At 43.0% G+C, this 23,640-nt stretch carries 21 protein-coding genes; 2 read left to right on the forward strand and 19 right to left on the reverse strand.

All coding sequences use genetic code 11. The features are described 5' to 3' along the window. Positions 1 to 13: 13 nt before the first annotated feature. The 8 genes from BLQ81_RS14675 to BLQ81_RS14710 all read right to left on the reverse strand — a co-directional run bounded on the left by BLQ81_RS14675 (position 14) and on the right by BLQ81_RS14710 (position 6,734). A complete protein-coding gene (locus BLQ81_RS14675; RefSeq protein ID WP_092731308.1) occupies positions 14 to 859 on the reverse strand; it encodes a 4-hydroxy-3-methylbut-2-enyl diphosphate reductase in 846 nt (281 codons plus the stop codon). 11 nt (positions 860 to 870) lie between these two features. After that, positions 871 to 1,575, reverse strand: a complete 705-nt coding sequence (locus tag BLQ81_RS14680) for a lycopene cyclase domain-containing protein (protein WP_092731310.1) — start codon at positions 1,573 to 1,575, stop codon at positions 871 to 873. Then, a complete protein-coding gene (locus BLQ81_RS14685) occupies positions 1,575 to 2,417 on the reverse strand; it encodes a phytoene/squalene synthase family protein (RefSeq protein WP_092731312.1) in 843 nt (280 codons plus the stop codon). The genes BLQ81_RS14680 and BLQ81_RS14685 overlap by 1 nt, the downstream gene beginning before the upstream one ends. A gap of 21 nt (positions 2,418 to 2,438) precedes the next feature. Next, positions 2,439 to 3,923: a phytoene desaturase family protein gene (locus BLQ81_RS14690; protein ID WP_092731314.1), complete on the reverse strand. Its 1,485-nt coding sequence runs from the start codon at positions 3,921 to 3,923 to the stop codon at positions 2,439 to 2,441. A gap of 4 nt (positions 3,924 to 3,927) precedes the next feature. After that, positions 3,928 to 4,440 carry an RNA polymerase sigma factor gene (locus tag BLQ81_RS14695; protein ID WP_092731316.1) on the reverse strand — a complete coding sequence of 171 codons (513 nt, stop codon included), beginning with the start codon at positions 4,438 to 4,440 and terminating at the stop codon, positions 3,928 to 3,930. Between the two features lie 192 nt (positions 4,441 to 4,632). Then, positions 4,633 to 5,529, reverse strand: a complete 897-nt coding sequence (locus BLQ81_RS14700) for a MerR family transcriptional regulator (RefSeq protein ID WP_092731318.1) — start codon at positions 5,527 to 5,529, stop codon at positions 4,633 to 4,635. Further along, positions 5,526 to 5,972, reverse strand: coding sequence for a sterol desaturase family protein (locus BLQ81_RS14705; RefSeq protein WP_092731320.1), 447 nt, complete (start codon positions 5,970 to 5,972; stop codon positions 5,526 to 5,528). Before BLQ81_RS14705 ends, BLQ81_RS14700 begins: the two co-directional genes overlap by 4 nt. Positions 5,973 to 6,068: 96 nt before the next feature. Next, the gene (locus BLQ81_RS14710; RefSeq protein ID WP_092731322.1) at positions 6,069 to 6,734 is read right to left on the reverse strand and encodes a carotenoid biosynthesis protein; all 666 of its coding nucleotides are present in this window, start codon (positions 6,732 to 6,734) and stop codon (positions 6,069 to 6,071) included. 96 nt (positions 6,735 to 6,830) lie between these two features. Here BLQ81_RS14710 and BLQ81_RS14715 point away from each other — a divergent pair, with 96 nt between their 5' ends. Together BLQ81_RS14715 and BLQ81_RS14720 are read left to right on the forward strand one after the other, a co-directional pair. Continuing rightward, positions 6,831 to 7,133: a DUF4286 family protein gene (locus tag BLQ81_RS14715; protein ID WP_092731324.1), complete on the forward strand. Its 303-nt coding sequence runs from the start codon at positions 6,831 to 6,833 to the stop codon at positions 7,131 to 7,133. Between the two features lie 2 nt (positions 7,134 to 7,135). Beyond that, positions 7,136 to 7,600: a TspO/MBR family protein gene (locus tag BLQ81_RS14720; protein ID WP_092731326.1), complete on the forward strand. Its 465-nt coding sequence runs from the start codon at positions 7,136 to 7,138 to the stop codon at positions 7,598 to 7,600. Positions 7,601 to 7,775: 175 nt separating this feature from the next. Here the strand turns inward: BLQ81_RS14720 and BLQ81_RS14725 are convergent, their stop codons facing one another. The 11 genes from BLQ81_RS14725 to BLQ81_RS14775 all read right to left on the reverse strand — a co-directional run bounded on the left by BLQ81_RS14725 (position 7,776) and on the right by BLQ81_RS14775 (position 23,617). Further along, complete coding sequence (locus BLQ81_RS14725) at positions 7,776 to 11,405, reverse strand: amidohydrolase family protein (protein ID WP_092731328.1); 3,630 nt, start codon at positions 11,403 to 11,405, stop codon at positions 7,776 to 7,778. Positions 11,406 to 11,555: 150 nt separating this feature from the next. Next, positions 11,556 to 12,299, reverse strand: a complete 744-nt coding sequence (locus tag BLQ81_RS14730) for a DUF6090 family protein (RefSeq protein ID WP_092731330.1) — start codon at positions 12,297 to 12,299, stop codon at positions 11,556 to 11,558. An 18-nt stretch (positions 12,300 to 12,317) separates the two neighbouring features. Continuing rightward, positions 12,318 to 13,358 (reverse strand): adenylate/guanylate cyclase domain-containing protein, encoded by a 1,041-nt coding sequence (locus tag BLQ81_RS14735; RefSeq protein ID WP_092731332.1) that lies wholly within the window; start codon positions 13,356 to 13,358, stop codon positions 12,318 to 12,320. Between the two features lies 1 nt (position 13,359). Continuing rightward, positions 13,360 to 13,740, reverse strand: coding sequence for a response regulator (locus BLQ81_RS14740; protein ID WP_092731334.1), 381 nt, complete (start codon positions 13,738 to 13,740; stop codon positions 13,360 to 13,362). A gap of 10 nt (positions 13,741 to 13,750) precedes the next feature. After that, entirely contained in the window at positions 13,751 to 14,269 is a 519-nt protein-coding gene (locus BLQ81_RS14745) for a sensor histidine kinase (RefSeq protein ID WP_175454241.1), read from the reverse strand. A gap of 86 nt (positions 14,270 to 14,355) precedes the next feature. Next, positions 14,356 to 14,736 (reverse strand): response regulator, encoded by a 381-nt coding sequence (locus tag BLQ81_RS14750; RefSeq protein WP_092731338.1) that lies wholly within the window; start codon positions 14,734 to 14,736, stop codon positions 14,356 to 14,358. Positions 14,737 to 14,740: 4 nt separating this feature from the next. Next, positions 14,741 to 17,992: an ATP-binding protein gene (locus BLQ81_RS14755; RefSeq protein ID WP_092731340.1), complete on the reverse strand. Its 3,252-nt coding sequence runs from the start codon at positions 17,990 to 17,992 to the stop codon at positions 14,741 to 14,743. Positions 17,993 to 18,070: 78 nt separating this feature from the next. Further along, entirely contained in the window at positions 18,071 to 19,876 is a 1,806-nt protein-coding gene (locus BLQ81_RS14760; protein WP_092731342.1) for a patatin-like phospholipase family protein, read from the reverse strand. Positions 19,877 to 19,906: 30 nt separating this feature from the next. Next, positions 19,907 to 21,286 carry a sensor histidine kinase gene (locus BLQ81_RS14765; RefSeq protein ID WP_092731344.1) on the reverse strand — a complete coding sequence of 460 codons (1,380 nt, stop codon included), beginning with the start codon at positions 21,284 to 21,286 and terminating at the stop codon, positions 19,907 to 19,909. 141 nt (positions 21,287 to 21,427) lie between these two features. After that, positions 21,428 to 22,477 (reverse strand): sensor histidine kinase, encoded by a 1,050-nt coding sequence (locus BLQ81_RS14770; RefSeq protein ID WP_092731346.1) that lies wholly within the window; start codon positions 22,475 to 22,477, stop codon positions 21,428 to 21,430. Then, positions 22,478 to 23,617: an FIST signal transduction protein gene (locus BLQ81_RS14775; RefSeq protein WP_092731348.1), complete on the reverse strand. Its 1,140-nt coding sequence runs from the start codon at positions 23,615 to 23,617 to the stop codon at positions 22,478 to 22,480. Between the last annotated feature and the right edge of the window lie 23 nt (positions 23,618 to 23,640).

The raw sequence follows: 23,640 nt of genomic DNA on the forward strand, positions 1-23,640 counted from the left end.
TTGTTGTGTTTAATCAAAAGGTGAGAATCCTTTCCCTTACTTGCTCCATTAGCCACATGGGTGTGGAGGTCGCGCCACAGATCCCTACAGTTTCGTTGGGATTGAACCAATCACTCTCAATCTGTTCAGCGTTGGAAACAAAATAAGTATTTTGATTTTTATCCTTGCAGACATTGTAAAGAACCTTTCCGTTCGAAGATTTGGTTCCACTGACAAAAACAATCTTGTCAAACTTTTCGGCAAAATCCCGAAGTTCCTTGTCCCGGTTTGACACTTGACGGCAGATCGTATCATTCGTGTTGACAGTGATGCCGTTTTGTCTTAGGATGTCATTGATTTCGTAGAATTTATCGGTGCTTTTGGTCGTCTGACTATACAGCGTGATACTTTTTGGCAGATTTGGGATGTTCAATTCTGAAATATCCTGAAAGACCACTGCCTTATTGTTGGTTTGTCCCAGTAGGCCGATCACTTCTGCATGACCATGTTTACCATAGATATAGATCGTTTCGTCCTTGTCAAAAGAATTTTTAATTCGATTCTGGAGCTTTAGTACTACCGGGCAGCTTGCATCGATCAGAGTCAGGTTATTTTTTATGGCCAATTGGTAGGTAGAAGGGGGCTCTCCATGTGCACGGATAAGCACTTTTTCATCTTTCAGTCTATAGAGTTCTTCATGTTCAATGATTTTTAGGCCTTTTCTGGTCAGTCGGTTGACTTCCTCATCATTATGGACAATATCCCCAAGACAAAAAAGGTACCCTTGCTCTTCAAGAATCTCTTCGGCCATTTCTATGGCATAAACCACCCCAAAACAGAAGCCGGAATGATTGTCAATTTGAACCTGAAGATTTTTCATAAACATTAAAACTACTTTGGATCCGAATTGTTTTTTTTGCTTCGTATACTTTCGAAAATAGAGATATTCATAAGAAACAGGGTCATGGAATAGATCGTGTCCTCGATTGGTACGGTCCATATCCTGATTCCCAGATTCTCTGCATTATTATAAATCACAATAGGTTCTTCGGTCAGTCCTCCTGTCAATATCCCATTACAAAGCATCAAAGGAATCAAATGAACGAGGTAAGCGAACATAAATCTGCCCAAGTACTTATCATTGAAAATCATAAAATGCACTAAAAGTGCTGCGGCACCTACCAAGAAATTGACTGAGGTGTACCATTTATCCAGATGAAAAAGACCCAAACCAATGAGGAAGGGGATCACGACGTAGACAAAAGGTTTGGCGAATGGTTGGAAATAGTCTTTTGGAAAAAAATAAATCAAAACTTCATATATAAAGACACAGGCAAAAGGTACTGTGATGAAAAAAAGCCATTCCTCCAGTGGAAGGTCAAAGAAATAGATTCCCAACAGGTATCTCGGGTTGAACTCCCAAACGCCCATTTGTGTAAACCAATAATCCCAACTCAGAAAAACTGCTCCAGTGATCAGGATTGCCGGAAAAAGCGCATACCAGTGAGAGGAGAATTTAACCCGGTGTTCGAAAGAGCGAGCGAGTGGATAAGATATCGCAAATAGGTTTACACCAAGATAAATGTACTTTTCCATCACGTGAGGCCGAGTTTGGATTCGAAATAGGTACCTACCAAGAGCGATATTTTCTGGGAGTTCGGAATTCGGATTCGAGTTTGAGTAATTTTTTCTGCCGGGAGACCTTTAATTTTGTCAAATAGTTTTTGATAGTAGAGATAGGCGACTTTCACGCCCAATTTGGCACTTTTCGGCAACTGCTCTATTCCAATCAAGGAATCATTGAAGTCTTTTTGGATATTATCTTCAATGCGCTTTTTTACACACTGATTAAATTGGTTAAAATCAACACCCGGGAAATAAACTCTTCCCCGCTCTTCAAAATCACTTTTTATGTCACGCAGGAAATTTACTTTCTGAAAAGCAGCGCCGAGCTTACAGGCTGGGTCTTTCAGTTTTTCATACATGGCTACATCTCCTTCACAGAAAACCTTGAGACACATCAAGCCGACCACCTCGGCCGATCCATAGATGTATTCGTGGTATTTGGAATCGTTGTAGGATTTGAAATCAAGATCCATTTCCATACTGTGGAGAAATGCCTCGATCAGGTCCAGGTCGATTTTATATTTGTTGACGATTAACTGGAATGCATGCAGGACAGGGTTGAGTGAGATGCCGGCTTTAATCGATTCATAGGTGTCTTTCTTAAATCGCTCCAGAAGTGCTTGTTTGTCCTGATTATGAAAAGTGTCCACGATTTCATCGGCATACCTCACAAAGCCATAAATGGCGTAAATAGGCAGGTGTAACTTTCTGTCCAGGGTCTTAATTCCTAGCGTAAAACTAGTGCTGTACCGCTGGGTAATCAGACGGCTACACTCTAGCGTTGTTTGGTCATATAGCGCAATTGCATCCATTGCTTTAATATACCTTTTTGTCTACAAATTGTTTTCTTTCATCACTTCTCTCGCCACAACTCCCCCGGAAATCAATGATGGGGGGACACCGGGGCCCGGTACCGTCAGCTGTCCGGTGTAGTACAGATTGCTTACTTTTTTATTTTTCAGACCGGGTTTTAAGATCGCAGTTTGAAGTAAAGTGTTAGCCAGTCCGTAAGCATTGCCTTTAAAGGCATGGTAATCCGACTTGAAATCGCTGTGTGCATAGGAGCGCTTGTATATTACATGACTGCGTATTTCCTGCCCTGTGATTTTTTCAAGTCTATCCATGATAATGTGGTAGGATTTTTCCCGCATCTCTTCCGAATCTTCGAGATCGGGAGCAAGTGGAATCAGCAAGAACATATTTTCCATACCCTCTGGAGCGACTGTTGGGTCAGTAATTGAAGGTACTGAAGCGTAAAATAAAGGTTTGTCAGGCCATCTTGGATTTTTGTATATCGCATCTGCATGAGGGCCCAGCGGTTCGTCAAAGAAAAGATTGTGATGTCTAAGGTTCTTCAATCGCTTATTTATTCCAAGATAAAACAGTAGACTTGAGGGAGCCATGACTCGTTTATCCCAATATTCCTCGGAATAGTTGCTGTAAGCGGGGTCGAGCAAATGTTTGTCTACATGGTGGTAATCAGCACCTGCTACTACGACATCAGCAAGGATTTTTTCCCCGGATTTCAAACGGACGCTTTTGGCAAGTCCGTTTTCGATTTCAATTTGGTCTACTTCAGCAGAATAGCGAATTTTTACTCCTTTCTCTTTTGCTAAAGCTACCATGCCTTTGATGATTTCATGCATCCCTTTTTTGGGATACCAAGTTCCCAATGCAATGTCTGCGTAGTTCATCAGGCTGTAAAGTGCTGGGATATTTTCTGCTGTTTCTCCCAAAAAAAGCACCGGAAATTCCATCAGACGAATGATTTTATCATGGGAAAAGAATTTCCGCACGTGCTTTGACATGGATTGGAAAATATCCATCCGGATCATATCGACCAGCAAGCCCGGTGAGGCATATTCGAGAAGAGACCTGCTTGGGCGATTTACCAAATCATGGATTCCGACTTGGTATTTGTATTTTGCCTGAGCCAAAAATTTATCCAACTGCGCTCCCGCCCCGGGTTCGATCTCGTCCAGCATTTTTTTGAATTCCTTCAGATCAGCAGGAATATCCAGTAGGTCATTCTCAGCATAAATTACTGTGTAGGATGGATCAAGCCTCACCAAATCGTAATAATCTGATGGTTTCTTTCCAAAATGGGCAAAATAGTTTTCGAACACATCAGGCATCCAATACCAACTGGGACCCATATCAAAAACAAACCCCTGGTGTTCGAACTTTCTGGCTCGACCGCCCGGGGAATCGTTTTTTTCAAGAAGGGTGACTAAACAACCGGTACTATTTGCAAGATGTGTGGCGGCTGAAAGTCCGGCAAAACCGGATCCAATAACCACTACCTGTTTTTTACTCATCGGATCAATTTTTATGCTTGTAAACGATCAAGTCTTCTTTGAGCAGTTTACGGGCAATATGAATCCTATTTTTTACAGTTCCAATCGGTATTTGAAGCTTCTCTGCAATTTCATGATACTTAAATCCGCGGAAATGCATCATAAATGGAGTTTTATAAACATCATCAAGTTTGTCAATGGCTTCATTAATGTCATCCATGGTGAAATTTCCGAAGACACCATTTTCAATCAAAGAATCACTGGAATTGATGTAATGTAGATTATCTGTAGTGTCAACAAAAGTCCCCCTTCTCACCATTCGCTGATAGTTGGTGATGAAGGTGTTTTTCATGATCGTATACAACCATGCTTTCAGGTTGGTTCCTTCTGTAAACTTATCCTTGTTGGTAAATGCTTTCACCATAGTATCCTGCAAAAGGTCATTTGCATCGTCAACGTCTCTTGTCAATTTCATGGCAAAAGGCTTTAACGAACTTGAAAGCTTGTTAAGTGAGTAGCTAAATTCTAGAGTCGTCATGGTTGTTTGTTTTTGTTGAATCAAAATTATGAAAGATTAAACAAAAAACAAGCGCAATGTTGAATTATTTCAAAAAAATTTCAACAAAAATCAAACCTCAAAGCTAAATTCCCTCAAAAAGACTTCTGAGAATCAAAAAAGGCGCTTTTTGGTAAAAACGCCTTTGTTTAATCGAATGATATTTTTGTTAAACTATTTCACTTCAGAGACAAGATTGATCTCGTCAAGAAAATCTTTGATGTCTCGAATGTAATTCATCAGTTTCACATTGACCGGCATATCAAGGTCGTGACCGATGACCTGATAACCCGTGATCAAAATTTGAGTTTTGGGAAAGCGGGCAGAAAGGGAGTGCAGGTAATCTTGGGCATGTTCAGAAGAGGGAGATGTCGTGATTACCGTCATCATGTAGTCTGGCTGATGGATTTTATATACTGTCATTAAATCTTCATTGGGAGTATTCTGTCCCAGGTAAATCACCTTGTTTCCTTTGCTCTTGATCAAATAGGAGGCAAATAAGAGGGAGATTTCATGAAGCTCACCTTCTGGTAGAAACAAAAGAAATTTTTTGCCTTCACCATTGGCCACTTGTCCATCAATGGCCACAATTAACTTTTGGCGTACAAGATTTGAGATAAAATGCTCATGTGCCGGGTTGATTGCTCCTGTCTGCCACAATACGCCGATTTTGGACATGAAAGGATATATGATATTCATCATGGTCTGCTCAAACCCCAGCTTCAGAATATTGGTAGAGAGTACCTTGTCAAATCGGTCCTCATCCATTTCTATCATACAGATAGTTAAGGCATGGATTTGGTCGTCGTGAGTGAGAGTCCTGTCCGTAAGCTTCATTACCTCCCGCCTCAATTCATCCATGTCCATGGATGCGATTTTACTTATTTTATATCCATTGTCATTAAGTAAAGCGACATTGAGAATAAGTTTGAGGTCATCGTCATCATAAAAACGAATGTTGGTGTCTGTCCGCTTAGGGCTAAGCAGATTGTAGCGTTGTTCCCAAATACGAAGGGTGTGGGCCTTGATCCCCGACAACTGTTCCAGATCTTTTATCGAATACGTGCTCAATTTTCTTCGTTTTTAAAGAATTTTTTGGGTACTACAAACAAACCAAAAGATACAGCATCCTCTTTTTGATTGGTTCGGTGATGCGCCTGATGTGCTTTAAAAATTCCCTTTAGGAATGTGTTTCTTGGTCGGTCAAACCATTTCAGCCTTCGGTGTACCAGAACATCGTGCAGTACGAAGTATAGTACTCCGTAGAGACTGATTCCAACACCCATCCAAAATCGGTAATCTAAACTTTCTACTCCTGTGAAGATCAAAATCAAAGCAATACTTCCAAATAATACAGAAAACAGATCATTCAGCTCAAAAAAGGTTTTCGAGGGCTGATGATGCGTTTTGTGAATCATCCAGAGAGGTCCATGCATCAGGTATTTGTGAATAAACCAACCTGAAAATTCCATGGCAGCAAATCCTAATGCTATAAATCCTATTGCTGTGATCATTACCGAGACAACTTGATTTAAATGGTTTTGTTAAATTTTAATTCAAATCTGTGTTATATGTTAGGAGAATTGGTAATTCTTCTGAATTAAATTTGGTTATACCTCCAAGGTAAGGTTTAAAACCGCAAAGAAAATAATCAAAGCCATCAATAGAAACACGGCAATTGGATTGGACTTTTCAAAATTTGCTTTCCGATAAATCAGTTGAATCAGAAAGGAAACGCCTAACCAGCCCAGATAATTGGTTGTTGGAATAACGTCAAATTTCCAAGCCCAAAAATCAAGGGCTACAGCAACCGGCTCAATGATGTAATCCAATGCAGTCATTGCACTTGCAGCCAAAAAAGCAGCATAATAATCATTGGGAATTTTGTGAAAAAGGGAGCCGGTTAAATAACTCAGAATAAACCAATTGACACCGATAATTATGGGGACATCCCAAAGTTTTGTGCCTAAAGTGGGGCCATAGACATAGTCTCCATAGAGATATCCTGTATGAATGCCTATTATCTCGGATCCAAAGCCTATCCAAAAAGCCGCTGCTGCAAAGATAGGAAATGCGTCGCTCCAGCCTTTATGAAAAGCTAGAATCAAAATCAAGGAGGTTAATAACTGTGCAGGGGTCAGTTTCAAAAACAAATCCTGATATTCAGGTAGGCTGAGACCAATAATCCCTACCAAATGAAGCGCAACAATTATTATCTTGGCTATCAGTAGTTTGGTAATCCGAGGCTCCCCACGGGAAGGGACATATTTGTGCATATTTGATTGAGTAGGCGGCAGTTCGTATTTGGATTCCTAACTTTACAGTCTCGTAATTGTTAGCCACAAAAGTAAATAAAACCCCATTCACTGATTATGATCCTCTACAATATTACTATAAACGTAAGCCCGGACATCGAGCAGGACTTTATTTTATGGATGAAAAGCACCCACATCCCAGAAGTGATGGAAACCGGGATTTTTCATGAGCATAAGTTTTTCAGGCTAATTCATGATACGGATGACGGATCCACCAATTATTGTATTCAGTTTTTTACCGAAAGTCTAAAATTGATGATGGAGTATGAAAGTAAGCATGCACCCGGACTTCGGACTAAGACGCAATCGCGCTACAAGGATAAGGCAATAGCTTTTCGGACTTTGCTCGAAACTATCTGAATATGCCAAACTACCTCAAATTTCTGATTAGTATAGCCCTACCTCAAATAGCCGGAGGCTTGGGAGCTTTTTTCACTTTTGCTTCGGTACAAACGTGGTTTCCGACGCTCATTAAGCCCAGTTGGAATCCGCCGAGCTGGCTATTTGGACCCGTATGGACACTGCTTTATGTGCTGATGGGAGTCGCCTGCTACCTGATTTGGAAAAGCGATCATCCTCTGAAAAAACCAATTCTGAAGCTCTACGCGGTACAATTGATTCTCAACGCACTTTGGTCCCCGGCTTTTTTTGGAATGCAATCCCCGCTTTTTGGTCTGTTGGTCATCATTCCGCTTTGGGTAGCGATTGTCCTTTGTATCCTTCAGTTCCGTAAAGTTAGTCCACTAGCTTCAGGATTGATGGTGCCGTATCTGCTTTGGGTGACCTTTGCAACAGCATTGAATGCTGCGATATTGGTATTAAACTAGAACAAAGAGGCTGTCTCATAAGTACCGATTGTCACATAGAGCGTAGTCGAAATGTAGCCCAATATACTGGAAATGGCCTTCGTACTGCCCAACTCTCGTTGGTCAGGTACTCAGGCTGACACCGAGAAGCCTTTTGAGACAGCCTCTTTTACTTTTGAGCTAATCAATATCAGAATCAGTCTTTCACGCTTGTTGTCACTTTCGGTGCCTCTTTCGTCCAGGAGCTCACATCCAGTTTCCTGGGTGTTGGTAGGATTTCATCCAGGGTATTTCCATCGTACACCCGACCGTTTTTCACAACATGCGTGATAGTATTGGTGTTTCGGATGTTTTCTAGCGGATTTTTATCCATGATCACCAAGTCGGCCAACTTTCCTGCCTCGATACTTCCCAACTCCTTGTCCAGCCCAAGCGATTCTGCTCCGAGAATGGTTGCGACTCGCATCGCATCGAGATTACTCATGTCACCGCTGGCTACAGACCAAAGTTCCCAATGATACCCTAAGCCTTGCAGCTGACCGTGTGATCCAATTCCCGCCAAGCCACCTTGTTTTACAATTGAATTGACACCTCTGGCGTGCTTTTCGAAAACATGATCTTCCGGAGCAAACCAACCCCCGAGACCACCGACTCTTCTTCTTGCCTTGGAGTTTATTTCATTGAAAGGAGTAAAGCGATTCAGTTTCGGATCGTGCAGTGGGCTTTCTGTAGTGTAATAGAAGTTTTCGGCCCAAGGTCCACCGTAGGAAACCAGCAAAGTTGGCGTGTATGCCATTTTGCTTTCGGCAATCGTTCGGGTCACATCAGAATAAAGTGGATACACAGGAATAGAATGCTCATGACCGGGGTACCCGTCAAATAGCTGCGTCATGTTGAGTTTGTAATCCAATCCACCTTCGGTGGTCGGCATCAGCTTCTGTTCCTTTGCAGCCATGATTACCCACTGACGGTGCTGACGATTACCCACTAGGTACATTTTGATGTACTGGGTATTGTAGTATTTGCTGTATTGCTTCAGGACACTTTTTGTCTGATCCAAGGACTTGAGGTTATACATCCAGTAGCCCACACCAGGGCCTGTGGAATATACTCTAGGTCCGGGAACCATCCCTGCTTCCACCATGTCGCCATAAGTCAATACGTCTGTAGTAGCAGTCTGAGGGTCACGGGTGGTGGTCACTCCATAAGCTAAATTGGCAGCATAGATCCACACCGAGTTTTTGTGGAGGTTCCAAGTAGGCCACATGTGAGCATGGGTATCGATGAATCCCGGAGTGATGGTTTTGCCGGAAGCATCGATGACTTTTGCGTTTCCGGCATCCAGAGTTCCAGTGGCTCCTACCGCTTTTATTCGATTTTTTTCAATCAAAATGTCCCCATTTTCGATGACTTCCGATCCTTTCATGGTCACGATTCTGGCATTTTTCAAAAGTATGCTTCCGCTCGGAGTGTCCTTCGCAAAATAAACTTTGACTTGATGCTCAGCGGGCTTGTAGGATTCTTTTTCCTTCAGTTCAGCCTTATGAATGCTGTCTGCTTTGGCCTTTTCTTTATCGGTTTTGAAAAGTTCTTTGATTCGTTCTTTTTCAGCTTTTGCCAAAGAATCAGCCAGTTTCAGGGCATCAGGACCTTTCGCTTTCAGCGTTGAAACGCTGTCTGCATCATCCAGTATTTTAGCTTTTTTGGCAGCTTTCACAGAATCTTCAACAAATTCCGCGCGACCGACATCATATACCCAGTGTCCATTGCCAAGAGACCAATGGACTTTTTTGCCATTGGCTTCCCAGGCAGGAAATTCTCCCCCGATTTCGGTCAGTTGTCTTGAAGGGAAATTACTTGAAGCAGGATCTCCCACATTGATGCTTGGAACTTTGCCGACAGTCGGGATGGTGACTACATAAATGTTGTTGTTGACTTTTGCCAAAGCCTTGTTTCCGGTTGGAGCCATCAAAATAGTACTTGCACTCGCAGGTGTCATCTGAGGTTCGCGGGCATTGGATCCTTCCGGCAGCATGCAATAGTTAACCGCATCTGCTGTCGAAAGAGGTACACCCATGACATATTTTACAGAGGAGATTTCTTCCAAGCTGACATGCTCGTGATCATCATGAGGATCGGCAGCAGAACCGAAAGGCGTGATCCCAGTGATTCTGGCATAGACTTTCTCGTCAGTCCCGTCCCATTTCACACTGAGCAATGCTCCGCCGGGCCCATTTAAGAAAATCCGCGAAGTGTCCTGGGTAAAGTGGACATTGCCTCGGTTTCCGGCATTCATGATTTTTCGAAGTGTACCTCCTGATGCTGGTATCCACACCAGCTCTGCTTCAGCACCGCTCACACCCGGACCTTCAGCCTCCTGAAGCAGTCGGTTTGATCCCCTGAATACCACAATTTTGTTATTTGGACCCCAAGCAGGGACCATGTATAAAGCAGATTCAGTTGTCAGTTTGGTCACTGCTCCTCGCGCTCCAAAAGAGGCTTTGTATAGGTGACCCCCTTGCTTTTCATCCCAAGTGGTGAATACCAGCTGGGAGCCATCCGGACTCCAAGTCGGCATCGCTTCTGTGAATTCATTGGATGTCACCCGGGTTGGGTTTCCGTCCGGGTAATTCATAACATACAATCTGTTCAAGGCTGTGAAAGCCAGTTTTTTCCCATCGGGAGAAGGGACGGCATCCCGGATTTGAGTGGCAAGTTTGGCTGTGGTATCTTTGATTTCGTAATTGAAATAGAGTCTTGGCCCCATGGCCAATTTGACGTCTGCTTCGAAAGGAATCTCTTGGGCAGGGCTACCGTCAATGGCAAGCTTCCAGATTTTTCCACCGTATGACGCAATCAGGAATTTGCTGTCCGGGGTGAATGCCATTGCCGGCAGAACTCCCTGTGGGGCGATGGATTCTTGCTCATCCCGCTGCACAGGATAGGCCAGCCACTTTTCATCGCCAGTTTTCAGATTACGTAAAACCAATCCTGTTTTATCTTCCCAACGGGAACCATAAGCCATCCAATTTCCGTCCTTGCTGAGTGTGGGGGTGAAAGCTGATCCGTACCGTGAGGTGATGCTGGTAATTTCACCTTTATCGAAATCGTAAGTCCCGATTTGATATTGAGGCAATGTGGCATTGTAGTTCCATGCGCCTGTTCGGTGAGAAAAATAGACTTTCTTTCCATCAGGGCTCACAAACGGATCAATGGTTTTCATTGTCGCCGGATTCTCATTCAACTGGATTCCTCCTCCGCCATTTTTGTGGAACATCCAAAGTTTGGAAATTCTTCGGCCTTTGGATACGACAATATATTCCCCGTCCGGAGTCCAATGCGCACTGGGTACGTCACCTGTTTTGTCTTTAGTAACTTGAACGGTGTCTTTTTTGACTAGGTCGATGTACCAAAGATTATCATTACCGGCACGGTCTGATGTGAATAGGATTTTTTCTCCATCAGGAGAAAATCTCGGATGAGTCTCATAAGCTATTCCTGTGGTGATCGGCGACGCTTTGCCGCCTTCCATAGGTATAGTGTAGATGTCTCCCATGAGATCAAAAGCGATCGTTTTACCGTCAGGACTCACATCCACACTTATCCATGTCCCTTCCTTGGTGGTAAATTTGACTTCGCGCTCAGGCTTTAGAGGAAGTTCTTTGAATTTTGGATACTCCAAGCTGTCTTTTTTGACACTGTCGGAGGGGATTCCAGCTGCTATTTCCATTGGGAATATTGAGCTGCTATTTCTTGGAATCAATGCTGCAAAACTTACCGAAGCCCCAAGGGCAAGCAGCAATGCAGGATGAGTGATTTTTCTCATATGATTTTATTTGGGCAATTAATCTACTGGGAATGTTTGGTTTTATACAACTATTAAGACTCAAGTCATTCCAAATAGATCGTATTCGGACATTTTAAAGAGAATTTGATTAAAAGAGCAGTTGTGCTCAAAGGACAATGAATGGTGAAACTACTTTTTCGAATTAGTAAGCTCTGCATCAAGTAGTTCAAGAAGGTTGTCCATTGGGGGGAAAAGGCTTTCTAATCGATTTTTTGTGACAGCTGTGTTTCTTTTGTGCAGTTGGATTAACTGTAAAAATCTGTCATCGTAAATCACTTTGGGATCAGCTATTCTGTTTTGAATGGATTTTTCTCCGTTCCCTAATTTGACGATGACTCTTTCGGTGAGTGCCTCTACAAGTTCTTTTTCGATGGCGTCTGAGGCACTTAGCCCCTCAAAAATCTTTTCACTTCTGGGGATCAAAAACTCATAGATGTCGGCCATTTTGGACCGAATCGAATCGTCGGAAATTTTATCAATTCCACCTGATTTGATTGATCCATAGGCACCTGAATTATACTGAAAAAGGATGTCAAATCGTAAGTTGGAAAAATATTTATTCAGTGTGTCGGGATTTTCTTCTTTGTTCTCTACCATGAGCAACAGCCGATTTGATGCATTTTGCTTGCTGGTTAATCGGGGAATCTGTGAAGAAAAATACCTTCTGTCTTTTTCCAAAGTTGATTTAAGCTCTTTAAGCATTTTCAGTTCATAAACCCGTGTTTTGCGAAGCTCATTCCAGGTATTGATCTGAAGTGCGATCAAAATCCCAATCACGACCAAAAAAATCTCGCCGATTGCATAGGCGAGATATTGAGTTATTTTTTGCTGTTGGAGGAGTGATTGGCGGATTTTTCGGAATAGAGAGATCATATTTGCTGAGAAAGGTTTCTACTTGCTCACTTCATATACCGTGACTGGATTTGCTTTATTTTTCAAGGCCATTTCCCCTATTCGATTAAAAGCAAATTTGTCAGGTATCTGTGCCTGACAATGTTCCATGATTAGAATCTGCCCTGGGTTTGCTTTTGCCTGAAGGCGTGCTGCAACATTGACCGTATCTCCAATCACAGTGTAATCCAGACGTTTTAGGGATTTTGAGCCGATATTTCCAGAAACCATTTCCCCGGAGTTGATGCCGATGGACACTTGTGGTTTGAAATGAGTTGCTTCCGAATATTCGGGAATTGCCTCCATTTTGTCCCGAATAGCAATGCAGCTGGTGATGGCTCTTTCCAGATGATTTGGTCCTTGGTAGACGGCCATTACCGCATCTCCGATGAACTTATCCACACTTCCTTTTTCATCAATAATCTCCCGGACCATCAGGTCAAAATATTCATTGAGCAAAGTGACTACAGTATTGGGATTCTCATTTTCGGAGATTCGTGTAAATCCACAGAGGTCGACAAAAGCAACAGTTCCTTCTATTGTTTCATTTTCCATCAGGGCGGATTCAATCTCCTTGCCCCCCATGAAATTCAATACCGTCTCATCCACGTACATTTTTAGGATGTCATTTTCCCGGATCGCTTTGATATTTGACTTAATCTGATTGATGTAGGTGAGTGTTTTTTCGACGGTGATCTCGAGGTCTTGAAAGTCAACGGGTTTGGTCACAAAGTCAAAAGCACCCAGATTCATCGCTTTGCGAATATTTTCCATATCCCCGTAAGCAGAAATGATCACGGTTTTCAAGAGGGGATTTTGTTCCTTGGTGTTAGAAAGCAGGGTCAATCCATCCATCACGGGCATGTTGATATCGCTGAGGATCATGTCCATGTCAGGGTGCTCCCTCAAGGTGTCAAGAGCAAGCTGTCCATTGAGCGCAAAAAACATTTCGTACTCACCCGAGCGAATTTTTTGTCTGTACTTTTGGCGGAAAAGCATCTCTAAATCTTCCTCATCATCCACTACCAGGATTTTTGCCATTCTATTTGTCGGTAAGCAATTCTGCTATTTCATTTTTGAGGGATTCGAAATCTACAGGTTTGGTAAAAAAGCCCTTTGCGCCAGATTTTATGGCTTTGTTGTAGTTTTCCTTGTCCCCATAGGCCGAGATCATACTGACCTGTATATGGGGGAATCGGCTTTTAATATTTTCCAAAAGTTCCAGTCCGCTCATTCCGGGCATATTGATATCTGAAAAGACGTACACGACATCGGGCGATCCGGACCGTTCCAAATATTCCAAAGCTTCCTGTCCCGAAAAAGCAAATTCTACTTCCAATAGCTTGCTTTTAATTTCTCTTCTGAATTTTTGCAGAAACATGATTTCTACATCCTGTTCATCATCTACGATTAAAATTTTCATGCGAAAAAAGTTAGGTTTTATTAATAGGTAATTCTATTGTGAATCTGGTAAATACCCCTACCGTCGATTCAATTTCCAACGTGCCTAGATGGGATTTGATAATATCATGGGTGATACTCAGTCCTAATCCAGTTCCCTCTGTACCTTTCTTGGTTGTAAAAAAAGGCATTAAAAGTTTGTCACGTATGTCTTCCGGAACACCCGGTCCATTGTCTTCTACCACTACCAAAACTCTGTTGGTTAAGTTCTTGGTTCTGATTTCTAATTTAGCTTTATAATTTGATCCTACCATACTTATTTTGTCGCGCATAGCATCAAAAGCGTTTTTTATCAAATTGAGAACCACCCGACTAAAGTCTTCAGCGTTTAAAGTGATCAACCCAAGATTTTCGTCCAAGTCCAAATGGATTTCTACATTGATAGGATTCTTATTTGCGCGCATTCCGTGAAAGGCTAAATTAGAATATTCTTGAATCAAGGCATTGAGATCAGTAGCCTCTACAGTGCCAGTTCCGCCTCTGGAATGCATCAGCATGGACTTGACGATACTGTCTGCCCGAGATCCATGATCCCGGATTTTCCCAAGATTGGATTTGACATCCTCTAAAATCCTACTTACTGATTTTTGACCATTTCGGCAATTTCCTTTTTCAGTCGTTCAAAATCCACCGGTTTGGTGAAAAAGCCCTTTGCACCCGAGTTCATCGCACGATCATAGTTTTCACTATCTCCATATGCGGAAATCATACTGACCTGGATATTGGGGAAGCGGATTTTTATTTGATCCAGCAGCTCCAAACCGCTCATGCCCGGCATATTGATATCGGAAAAAACGTAGACAAATTTTGGGGGATTTTCATCACCCAGCACGTTTAAGGCCTCCTTGCCAGAAAAGGCAAAAGCCAGTTCAATTTCGCCGGATTTGATTTCTTTTCGAAACTTCTGACGGAACAAGGCCTCTACATCTTTTTCATCGTCTACAAATAGAATCTTCATAAGCTTATGGATTTTGGTTTGGTAAAAAAATTGTGAATTGGGTTCCGACTCCAATTTGGGAGTGAATGGTCAGGTTTCCACTGTGACGCTTGACAATGTCATGCGTAATGCTGAGTCCAAGACCGGTGCCTTCTGTCCCTTTCTTGGTGGTAAAGAAAGGCTGGAGAATCTTATCCTGAATTTCTTCCGGAATGCCGGGACCGTTGTCATTAAAAATCAGCTCGACGCCGTCCTTTAAGCTTTTGGTGACAATGATTAACTCAGGAGTGTACTTTTTTGTGCTGTTTTCTTTAATCTCAATTTTTTCTCGCATGGCGTCAAAGGCATTGTTGCAGAGATTGAGGATCACGCGGCTGAAGTCATCTGTGTAAAGTGGGATTTTACCGATGCTTTCGTCCAACTTCAGCTCGATGCCCACATTGATTGGGTTTTTGCTTGCACGCATACCGTGAAAAGCGAGATTGGAAAATTCCTGAATCATGGCATTGAGGTCTGTGGGTTCCATTTTTCCACTTCCACCGCGACTGTGAAGGAGCATGGATTTCACAATGCTATCTGCCCGGGTGCCGTGTTGATGGATTTTAAGCAAGTTGCTTTTGATGTCCTCAGAAATTGACAAGGCTTCGGTTTTATTATCATTTTCGAGTTCATCACGCATTTCATCGATGAGTTCTATGCTGAGATCGGCGAAATTGTTGACAAAGTTCAGGGGGTTTTTGATTTCGTGTGCTATACCTGCAGTGAGTTGACCGAGCGAAGCAAGTTTTTCCTGCTGAAGCAGTTGCTCCTGCGTAGACTTTAGATTTTGGTAGGCTTCTTCGATTTCATGGGCATGCTCCAGTTCTTTTTGTCTTGCTCGTTCTTTTTCGATGGCAACCAGGCGGCCGGATTGAAATTTGACCAAGCCAAAGACTAATAGTCCAAATCCCACAAAATAGAGAAGGTAAGCCCACCAAGTGGCATACCAGGGTGGAAGAATGATGAATTCGTAGGAGATTTCATCCGAAATGGAGTTATAGATGTTTTTTGCGCGAATTTTAAAGGTGTATGTCCCATGAGGGAGATTGGTGAATTCTCGAAAAGAATTATCCTCCCATTTTCCCCAGTCCTGATCAAAACCATCTAAAAATGTCTGGTATTTGGTCAATTTTTCCTGAATATAAAAAGGTGCCGCATAAGAAAACCGGATGGAATTATTCTTAAAGGGCATTTTAAAGCGGGGGTCTTCTGCCTTCTGGATTCCATGGTTTAATGTGTCCGAAATGGCAATAATCCGGTTGAAATATACCGGAAAAGGAATGTCGGTACTGACTGATTTTTGATTGTCGATTCGGATGAGGCCCTGATCCGAACCTAACCAAATTACACCGTTGGGTTCCGAATAAAATGCAGAAATTACCCGTCCTGTAAACAGATTAATAGGGAAGTCCTGCAGGGAATAGGTGCCATCAGGATTGGGTATGGCGAGCTTTCGTTCGTTTTTGAAATCAATTAGTACTCTTCCCAAATCATCAACCTGTAGGGCATAGGAATCCAAATTGATATCTGCCACCTCATCAGAAAAACTAAAAACGGTATCTCTGACAAATGCATTCGTTGGTTTGTCAAACTGATAAAAACCATTCATTCCGGAAGTATAGATTTTGCCTTTGACCTTGGATACTCTTCCTGCCACGCCCGGTATTCCGTCCTTTTCGCCGAATTGGCGGACGGTTGAATTGTTTAAATCAATATTTCCGGAGGCAGTTTTGGACCAGGTAATTTGGTAAAGATCACCAGCCTGGCTTCCCCCCCAAAGATCTCCCTCAGAGTCCTCCTCAAGGGTATAGATATACCGTTCGATTTGACTTAACCCTCCGATAGTTTCGAGTTGAAAAGCTTTGTTGGTGGAAAGGGTTCTTTTCAGTACCTGGATCCCAAATGAACCGCTCAGAAACACGTAGCCCGGATGCTTCTGTGACACGAGTATGCGTAGAATCTGGAAATTTTCCGTCCCGCGGACTAATTCAGAATTACCTCCTTTAATGGCATATATGCCAATATTACTGGACAGCATCTGATCGCCATCGATTTTCAGATCAAAAATCTGTGAATTGGGAATACCGTTTACTTTTTTGATTTTTCCATCTGACTTATCCAAATAGAGCACACTGGACGAGCCTCCGACATATAATATGTCATTCAAGGCATTGAGTGAGAGCAGGCTTCCGAGATCATGCTCATCCGAAACAAATCGAGTCAAAGGAGAAGAAATTTCGATTTTGGATAGACCATTATTTGTGCCTACCCAAAGTGTACCTGCTATATCCAGAAAAAGGGAATAGATACTGTCATCAATCAACCCGTTTTTAGTACTGAATTTACTGATGATTTTGCCTCCCGAATCCATGATAAATAATCCCTGATTAAGTATTCCCAGGGCATACGTATCATCCGACAGCCGTATACCCTTGTAGAGACTTCTCTCGGTCATAAGGTTGTCAAATTCTGTTTTGAAGGTGGTGAATTTTTTTCCGTCAAAATGGAAAAGCCCTCCTGAAAATGCTCCCACCAAGAATTCTCCCGGGGCGGTAAAGGGAAGAAGTACCTGAACCCGGTTCTTTCCCAAAAATTCACTCCCGGGGATTAATTCTAAAATGCCATCCGTTTGACGGTAAAGCCCAAGATCCATTTGATGGGTGTAGAAAATTCCATCTGCTGCAAAGGAATACATAAACATGGAATCTGGTTTCCATATCTCAATGGATGCCTGTTGGGTTTCCGTTTGGGGAGTATAAATAAAAATGGCTTCACGGGCTTGGAAGTAAATCTTTCCATCCAATTCCTGAATGGACCAGATATCATTGAAAACAATTTCGGCAGGAAGTAGGTGAAGAAGTGAAACCTGTATCGTATTGCCTACTTTATCTTCTGACAAAAAACCAAGATCCCCCAGTGACCCATAGTATAAGACACCGGACCTGGCCTTATGCATGGCTCGTACGTTGGTATTGAAGCCTTTAATCGGAGATATCAACAGGTTCCAATTTTTGCTGTTGTACTTCAACATCCCGATACTGGTACCGATATGAATATAGCCTTTTTGATCCTGGCCAATGCTCCAAATCTGCTGTCCCCCTGTCCCGAAATCTGTAGCTGAATAATTGGTAATTGTCGGTATCCCCTGTGATGCGTTTATTTGTGCGTATACCCCAACAGGTTTTAAGGCAAAAAGCAGGAAAACCAGAAAAGCCGAAACCAATAATTTTTTTTGCATAAAAATGTTTTCTATTGGACTATTCTTTGAAAATAGTAAAAAGTTCTTGATTAGTTGGGTGTTACGGGCGATTCCAATTTATTCAAGCGATTTTTTTTCAAGAGGCTGCCAGAATCGTTCTTCCTTAGGTAGGCTTTCCAAGATCGCTTTCATCTGATCGTGGCCTTTTTGGACAATTTCCTTCCATCGGCTGTCGTCCATCATCCCAATACCTTTTAGCTCCATTTCCAGGTAGATTGCAACGCCGGATTTGGTCATTTCCTGTTTTTGGCGGCTGTTTAGCGTCAGTGAATTGACCAGGATCGAAGTGATGCCCGGGAGTCTGAATTTCTTCTTTCCGGTAATTTTATCCCAAAGCATCGCAGCTGCCGAGGGCGTTTCGTCAAAGTCCACGGGCCTCGATTTGAGTTGCGTAAGCGATATCGCTATGATATGTCTGACCGGATAATTGTACATTGTCTCTATGGGCAAATTGTCCACCACTCCTCCGTCTACATGGAGCTGATTGTCGATCACCACAGGAGGGTAAATCCCCGGAATGGCAATGCTGGCTTCAATCTGTTTCCAGGCCAGACCCCGGTCATGTACCCGAGAGGTGGCATTGGAGTAGTTGGTCGAAACACAGTAACTACCCACCCAGAAGTCTTCCAAGTAAGTTTCGCCCATCATTTTTATGAGGTAATTGCTCATCTTTTTTCCGGACATAAAAGAGATCAGCGGGATGGTGAAGTCGTTGGTGGTAAGCTTACTATTGGCGGAGTCTCTACTGTAGAAGTCGATTTTTTCCCGGTCAAAGTCACAATATGCGCATGTCAAACCATATAATGCACCTGCACTAGTTCCGCCTAAAAAGTCAATGTCCACACCTTCTTCGCCCAATGCTTTGATGACTCCCATATGTGCAAAACCCTTGGCACCACCGCCTCCCAGGACCAGCCCAATGGCTTTGTTTGCCAAGATCCTGGCAAAGCGCCGAATATCCGGCCCATGGTTTTTCCGGTAGTGAATGTGGAGATCGATTTTCCGGTCGACAAACCATTTTCGGGTGTTTTCAGGGAATTTTGCCTTTTCGGGATGCAGCAGCAGGAGGTAAATTTTCTTGTTGAGAATGTTTTGGGAATAGAGATCGAGGTGCCTTTCTATTTCCTGAATTTCACTCGCTCCATAAAAATCTGTGGCCAGCACGACCAAATCCGCATAAATAATGCATTGCCTGGACCAAGCTAAATCTGCATCGCTACAGACCAAAAAGTTTAATCCCGGATGCTCCTCCAGCGTATCATACATTTCCTGGGTTTCCAGATTGGCATGGGAATCATGATCAAGGATTTGTATCCTTACATTAAGTGATTCAAATTCCTTTTTCACAGCCTCAGTGTAAGCTGAAATATCGTTTGCCGACTGGAGATTTATGACCGCTATATTTTTGGCGGAGGTCTCCAAATGTTGCTGAAGTGCATTTCGACGGAGTCGGTTGACTACAAATCGGGTCAGTTTACTGGAGAAAGCCGGATGTTTGGAAACAATATCCAGGTACTGGGCTTCTTTGATCTTCAACACAATCGACTTTCGGATGGCCACGACAGATGCTGATCGGGGCTCGGCCATAAAAAGCGCAAACTCTCCGATAGGCTCACCCTCTCCGATGTCTCCGAGCGCGTGAAGGGTACCGTCGTCCTGCTTAGCTAAGGCTCGGAATCTTCCGGAAATGACGATGTAGAGCGAATTATCTGTGTCCCCCTGATGAAACAAGAAGGTTCCTGTCTCCAACTCCAGACTTTGCCCGTTTTCGAGAATTTGAGCTAATAACTCTTCCCCAAGTTCACCAAAAAGGCGAAGGAGGATTTTTCTGTTGTGTGCGTTTTTACTGAGGTTAGGATCCAAGCTGAAAGAAATTAAAATTTAATGAGTTTTTTAAGTTGATTTTTCCCCAAGTTTTACTTTTGGAAGTAGTATGCTGAACCGGGTAAATTCTCCGACTTTTGATTCGATAGTCAATTTGCCTTCGTGGGACTTGATGATATCATGCGTGATACTCAGTCCAAGGCCAGTGCCTTCGGTTCCTTTTTTGGTGGTAAAGAATGGCATCAGGAGCTTATCCCGAATCTCGTCCGGTACGCCGGGACCGTTATCTTCCACTTTGATTAGAATATGATCTCCTTGGTCTTTGGTCTGGATTTGAATCTTGGCTTTGTAATCATTACCAAGGGCTGTGATTTTATCCCGCATGGCATCGAAGGCATTTTTGACCAGATTCAGGATAACCCGACTGAAGTCCTCTGCATTAAGATGAATAATGGGAAGGCTTTCATCCAAATCCAGCTGAATATCTACATTGATCGGATTTGGGTTGGCTCGCATTCCATGAAATGCCAAGTTTGAATATTCTTTGATCAGCGCATTGAGATCTGTAGGATCCATGGTCCCTGTGCCCCCTCGGGAATGCATCAGCATTGACTTGACAATACTGTCTGCCCGAGATCCGTGGTGCCGGATTTTGACAAGGTTGGATTTGACATCTTCCAGCAGTTCGAGGATATTTTCCTTTTCCTTACTGTCGGATATTTTGGCCATTTCCTCACCGATTTCTTCTAAAAAGTCCACGCTGAGCTCCGAAAAGTTATTGACAAAATTCAGGGGATTCTTGATTTCATGTGCTATTCCGGCAGTCAATTGACCCAATGAGGCGAGTTTTTCCTGCTGGATCAATTGCTCTTGCGTAGATTGAAGGTGGTCAAGGGCATCTTGAAGCTCTTCTTTTTGTTTGAGAATCTCAGATGTACGCTCGGCGACCAGGGTTTCCAATTGGGATTTCTGTTCTGCAGTAGCTTTAAGTTGGCGCTCTTGTTCCTTTAAAAAAATCCGTTCGATCTCAATTTCCTTCATCTGCTTGCGGTGATTCAGCCACATCGTCACAGCCCAGATCAGTGCAAAAAAACCCGCGGCATTTAGATAATTTTCGAGGGTATTATAAATGGAAGGACTGATCGTTTCGATCAGATATTTTAATAGTTCTACCCCCACTATCGGAAGTGGAGTGATGGCCATCGTTTTTTGAGATTCGAGCTCAGGAGTAAATAAGATTAGATAAACTATTCCCCCGACCAGAACAAAAGAAAGCAACTGAAAAAGAATCTGGGGAGGAAGATCAATAATTGCAATGCCAATTAAGACCCCGGCAGCGATCATTCCATAGTTAAAGTATCGCTTAAGCTGTGCAGGAAATTCCTGAGTCCCACTGCTTTTTTTTAGGTAAAAAAGAAGGAAAAGTGAAATGACGTTGATCAGAATCATGGAGTTGTGCGGGCTATCTTCTTAAGTGATAAGTTTGCTCAGCGAGTACCTGTCCTGGCCGGGCTTTGAACCTGGGGATTATAAGTTTAATTGAGTGATTTCGGCGATTTCCTTTTTCAGATTTTCAAAAGTTACGGGTTTTTACATAAGTAATAAAATTTCGAACGTCGTTAACTTTCCCGGCTTGGATTCGACATGGATTTCCCCCCCATGCGCCTTAATAATATCATAGCTCAAACTCAATCCCAATCCCGTGCCCTGTCCAGTGGGCTTAGTGGTGAAGAAAGGCTGGAAGATTTTGTCTTTGATGGCCTCGGGGATACCGGGGCCGTTGTCTTTGACAGAGATTTGTATTTTGTCACCGAGGTTTTTGGTGGAGACGGTGACTGTTGGCGTTAGACCTGTCAGGTTTTCGAAACCTGACAGGTCTTTTCTTTGCTCAGCACAGGCGTAAAAAGCGTTGTTGAGAAGATTCAGCAGGACTTTGCCGATGTCTTGGGGCACCACTTCTAGCAATGGAAGTTCAGGATCCAATTCCAACTTATATTCTCCTTTGAAGTCCTTGTTTTTGGCAAGGAAGGAATTGAAGGCCAGTCGGGAAAATTCTTCTGCGAGTGCATTGAGGTTGGTGGGTTCTTTTTTGCCCGAACCGGTTTTGGAGTGTTCTAGCATACCTTTGACGATGGCATCGGCCCGCTTGCCGTGGAGGGTGATTTTCTCTGAGTTTTCTTTCATAATCAGAGCTAACTCTTTGATTTCCTCCAAATCGCCCTTTTCGATTTCTTCGAGTTGCTCATCAATCAATTCATTGTTCACCTCGGAGAAATTATTCACAAAATTCAACGGATTCTGAATCTCATGGGCGATACCGGCGGTGAGCTGTCCAAGGGAAGCAAGTTTTTCCTGCTGGATAAGTTGGGATTGGGTAGCTTTGAGGTCTTCCAAAGATCGTTGAAGAGCGGAATTGGTTTCTTCAATAGCTTTCCTTTTCAGTTCAAGCTCCTCAATGGTTTCTTCGAGTAAAATGGCAGTGGTACGCTTTACTTTTTCTGTCCGATCCAGTTTGAATTCCAAAATGGTCAACTCCTTATCCGCTTCCTTCAGGGTTTTATTGAGGGAAGATCTTTGCTCATCAGTAATGGCTTCAATCTGAAGTAATGTGTCGAGAATATGCTGGAGGTGTATGTTCATTTATTTTTCTTTTAGCACCACACAGCAGGTGGTAAGATTATGCATCTCCAGATTTCCCCCGGTTGCCCGTGCCAGCTCTGCATTGCTGAACATCCCCACCATCGGCACGTCCCACACGTTACGCATGCCTTCTATTTCATCACCAATCAAAGGCCCCAGCGTAATGAATCTGCCTGCGCAACTGAAAATAATTAATGCATCTGCTTCCTCCATTTCTTCAGCCTTCAAATCTTCGCAAGCTTTAATTACTTTATCAATCACGTCAAAATCCGGGGGCAGGGAAAAGCGCACTTTGGAGCCTTGGGGCACAGATCCGCTGCAGTAAAAGGAATGGTCACTCCAGTCTACCAACAGGCCTGGCCTCATTACCGGGTCCCCGACTTCCCGTTGCAATTGCAATGGAAATTGAGCAGCCACCTCGATGGAAAATCCGCCATTATCCGGTGTGGCATTTTCAATTCCTCCATACTTGATTGTAAGGTCCAATACCGGAATATCATCTACAGTGTACACATGATTGCCTACACTCTTTGTGACAGTACGTTCCGTACCCACTGCTTTCCAACCGCATGTAGCCCTACCTTTTATTTTTATTTTATTCTCATCAATGGCTAAGACGATAATCCCTCTTTTAGATTCTTCTGTGTTAGTGAAAACAAATTGATTGGTAAAAGAAAAATCATCTCCTGCCATGCCACCGTAAATATTCACCTGCTTGCCTATAACATCTTCAAACCCAAAAAGCAATTGCTCCGCATCCGTTTCCAAATGGCTGCCAGTTATTAAAAATGCAGGATTGGAAAAATCCTTCAATGCCTTATTCGCAATACCTGCAGCCACTTCACGGTAGTTCTTTTGCGGGTATTCCTCAAAATAAATTTGGAAATATGCCGGATTCATGTCCAATAGCAAGATCGCTGCTTCTCCCAAAACCACTTGGTCATCCATAAAACCTCCATTCGTAGTAGCTCCAAAAATGGCCAGGCCAGCTTCGTCCAATACTTCGCAGATGGCTTGACGATCTTGTTTGACAGAAACAAAAGCAATTGCCAGGGTGGGACTAAACCCATCTGACATACTTTGTTGCAAAGCGGATTTAATTTCTTCCAAGGAGGTGCCTTTGATTGATTTTGCTATCATGGGTTCAGTGTTTTTTTAGAATT

It is taken from the genome of Algoriphagus alkaliphilus (assembly GCF_900103735.1).
Taxonomy (GTDB): Bacteria; Bacteroidota; Bacteroidia; order Cytophagales; family Cyclobacteriaceae; genus Algoriphagus; species Algoriphagus alkaliphilus.

Excerpts from the sequence above, each read along its gene's own strand:
- BLQ81_RS14725 (WP_092731328.1), bottom strand. The coding sequence starts at position 11,405 with ATGAGAAAAATCACTCATCCTGCATTGCTGCTTGCCCTTGGGGCTTCG.
- BLQ81_RS14775 (WP_092731348.1), bottom strand. The coding sequence starts at position 23,617 with ATGATAGCAAAATCAATCAAAGGCACCTCCTTGGAAGAAATTAAATCC.
- BLQ81_RS14770 (WP_092731346.1), bottom strand. The coding sequence starts at position 22,477 with ATGAACATACACCTCCAGCATATTCTCGACACATTACTTCAGATTGAA.
- BLQ81_RS14745 (WP_175454241.1), bottom strand. The coding sequence starts at position 14,269 with ATGCATTCCAGAGGCGGAACTGGCACTGTAGAGGCTACTGATCTCAAT.
- BLQ81_RS14690 (WP_092731314.1), bottom strand. The coding sequence starts at position 3,923 with ATGAGTAAAAAACAGGTAGTGGTTATTGGATCCGGTTTTGCCGGACTT.
- BLQ81_RS14705 (WP_092731320.1), bottom strand. The coding sequence starts at position 5,972 with ATGATCACAGCAATAGGATTTATAGCATTAGGATTTGCTGCCATGGAA.
- BLQ81_RS14730 (WP_092731330.1), bottom strand. The coding sequence starts at position 12,299 with ATGATCTCTCTATTCCGAAAAATCCGCCAATCACTCCTCCAACAGCAA.
- BLQ81_RS14750 (WP_092731338.1), bottom strand. The coding sequence starts at position 14,736 with ATGAAGATTCTATTTGTAGACGATGAAAAAGATGTAGAGGCCTTGTTC.
- BLQ81_RS14735 (WP_092731332.1), bottom strand. The coding sequence starts at position 13,358 with ATGGCAAAAATCCTGGTAGTGGATGATGAGGAAGATTTAGAGATGCTT.
- BLQ81_RS14710 (WP_092731322.1), bottom strand. The coding sequence starts at position 6,734 with ATGCACAAATATGTCCCTTCCCGTGGGGAGCCTCGGATTACCAAACTA.
- BLQ81_RS14715 (WP_092731324.1), top strand. The coding sequence starts at position 6,831 with ATGATCCTCTACAATATTACTATAAACGTAAGCCCGGACATCGAGCAG.
- BLQ81_RS14685 (WP_092731312.1), bottom strand. The coding sequence starts at position 2,417 with ATGGATGCAATTGCGCTATATGACCAAACAACGCTAGAGTGTAGCCGT.
- BLQ81_RS14675 (WP_092731308.1), bottom strand. The coding sequence starts at position 859 with ATGAAAAATCTTCAGGTTCAAATTGACAATCATTCCGGCTTCTGTTTT.
- BLQ81_RS14720 (WP_092731326.1), top strand. The coding sequence starts at position 7,136 with ATGCCAAACTACCTCAAATTTCTGATTAGTATAGCCCTACCTCAAATA.
- BLQ81_RS14740 (WP_092731334.1), bottom strand. The coding sequence starts at position 13,740 with ATGAAAATTTTAATCGTAGATGATGAACAGGATGTAGAAATCATGTTT.
- BLQ81_RS14680 (WP_092731310.1), bottom strand. The coding sequence starts at position 1,575 with ATGGAAAAGTACATTTATCTTGGTGTAAACCTATTTGCGATATCTTAT.
- BLQ81_RS14695 (WP_092731316.1), bottom strand. The coding sequence starts at position 4,440 with ATGACGACTCTAGAATTTAGCTACTCACTTAACAAGCTTTCAAGTTCG.
- BLQ81_RS14755 (WP_092731340.1), bottom strand. The coding sequence starts at position 17,992 with ATGCAAAAAAAATTATTGGTTTCGGCTTTTCTGGTTTTCCTGCTTTTT.
- BLQ81_RS14765 (WP_092731344.1), bottom strand. The coding sequence starts at position 21,286 with ATGATTCTGATCAACGTCATTTCACTTTTCCTTCTTTTTTACCTAAAA.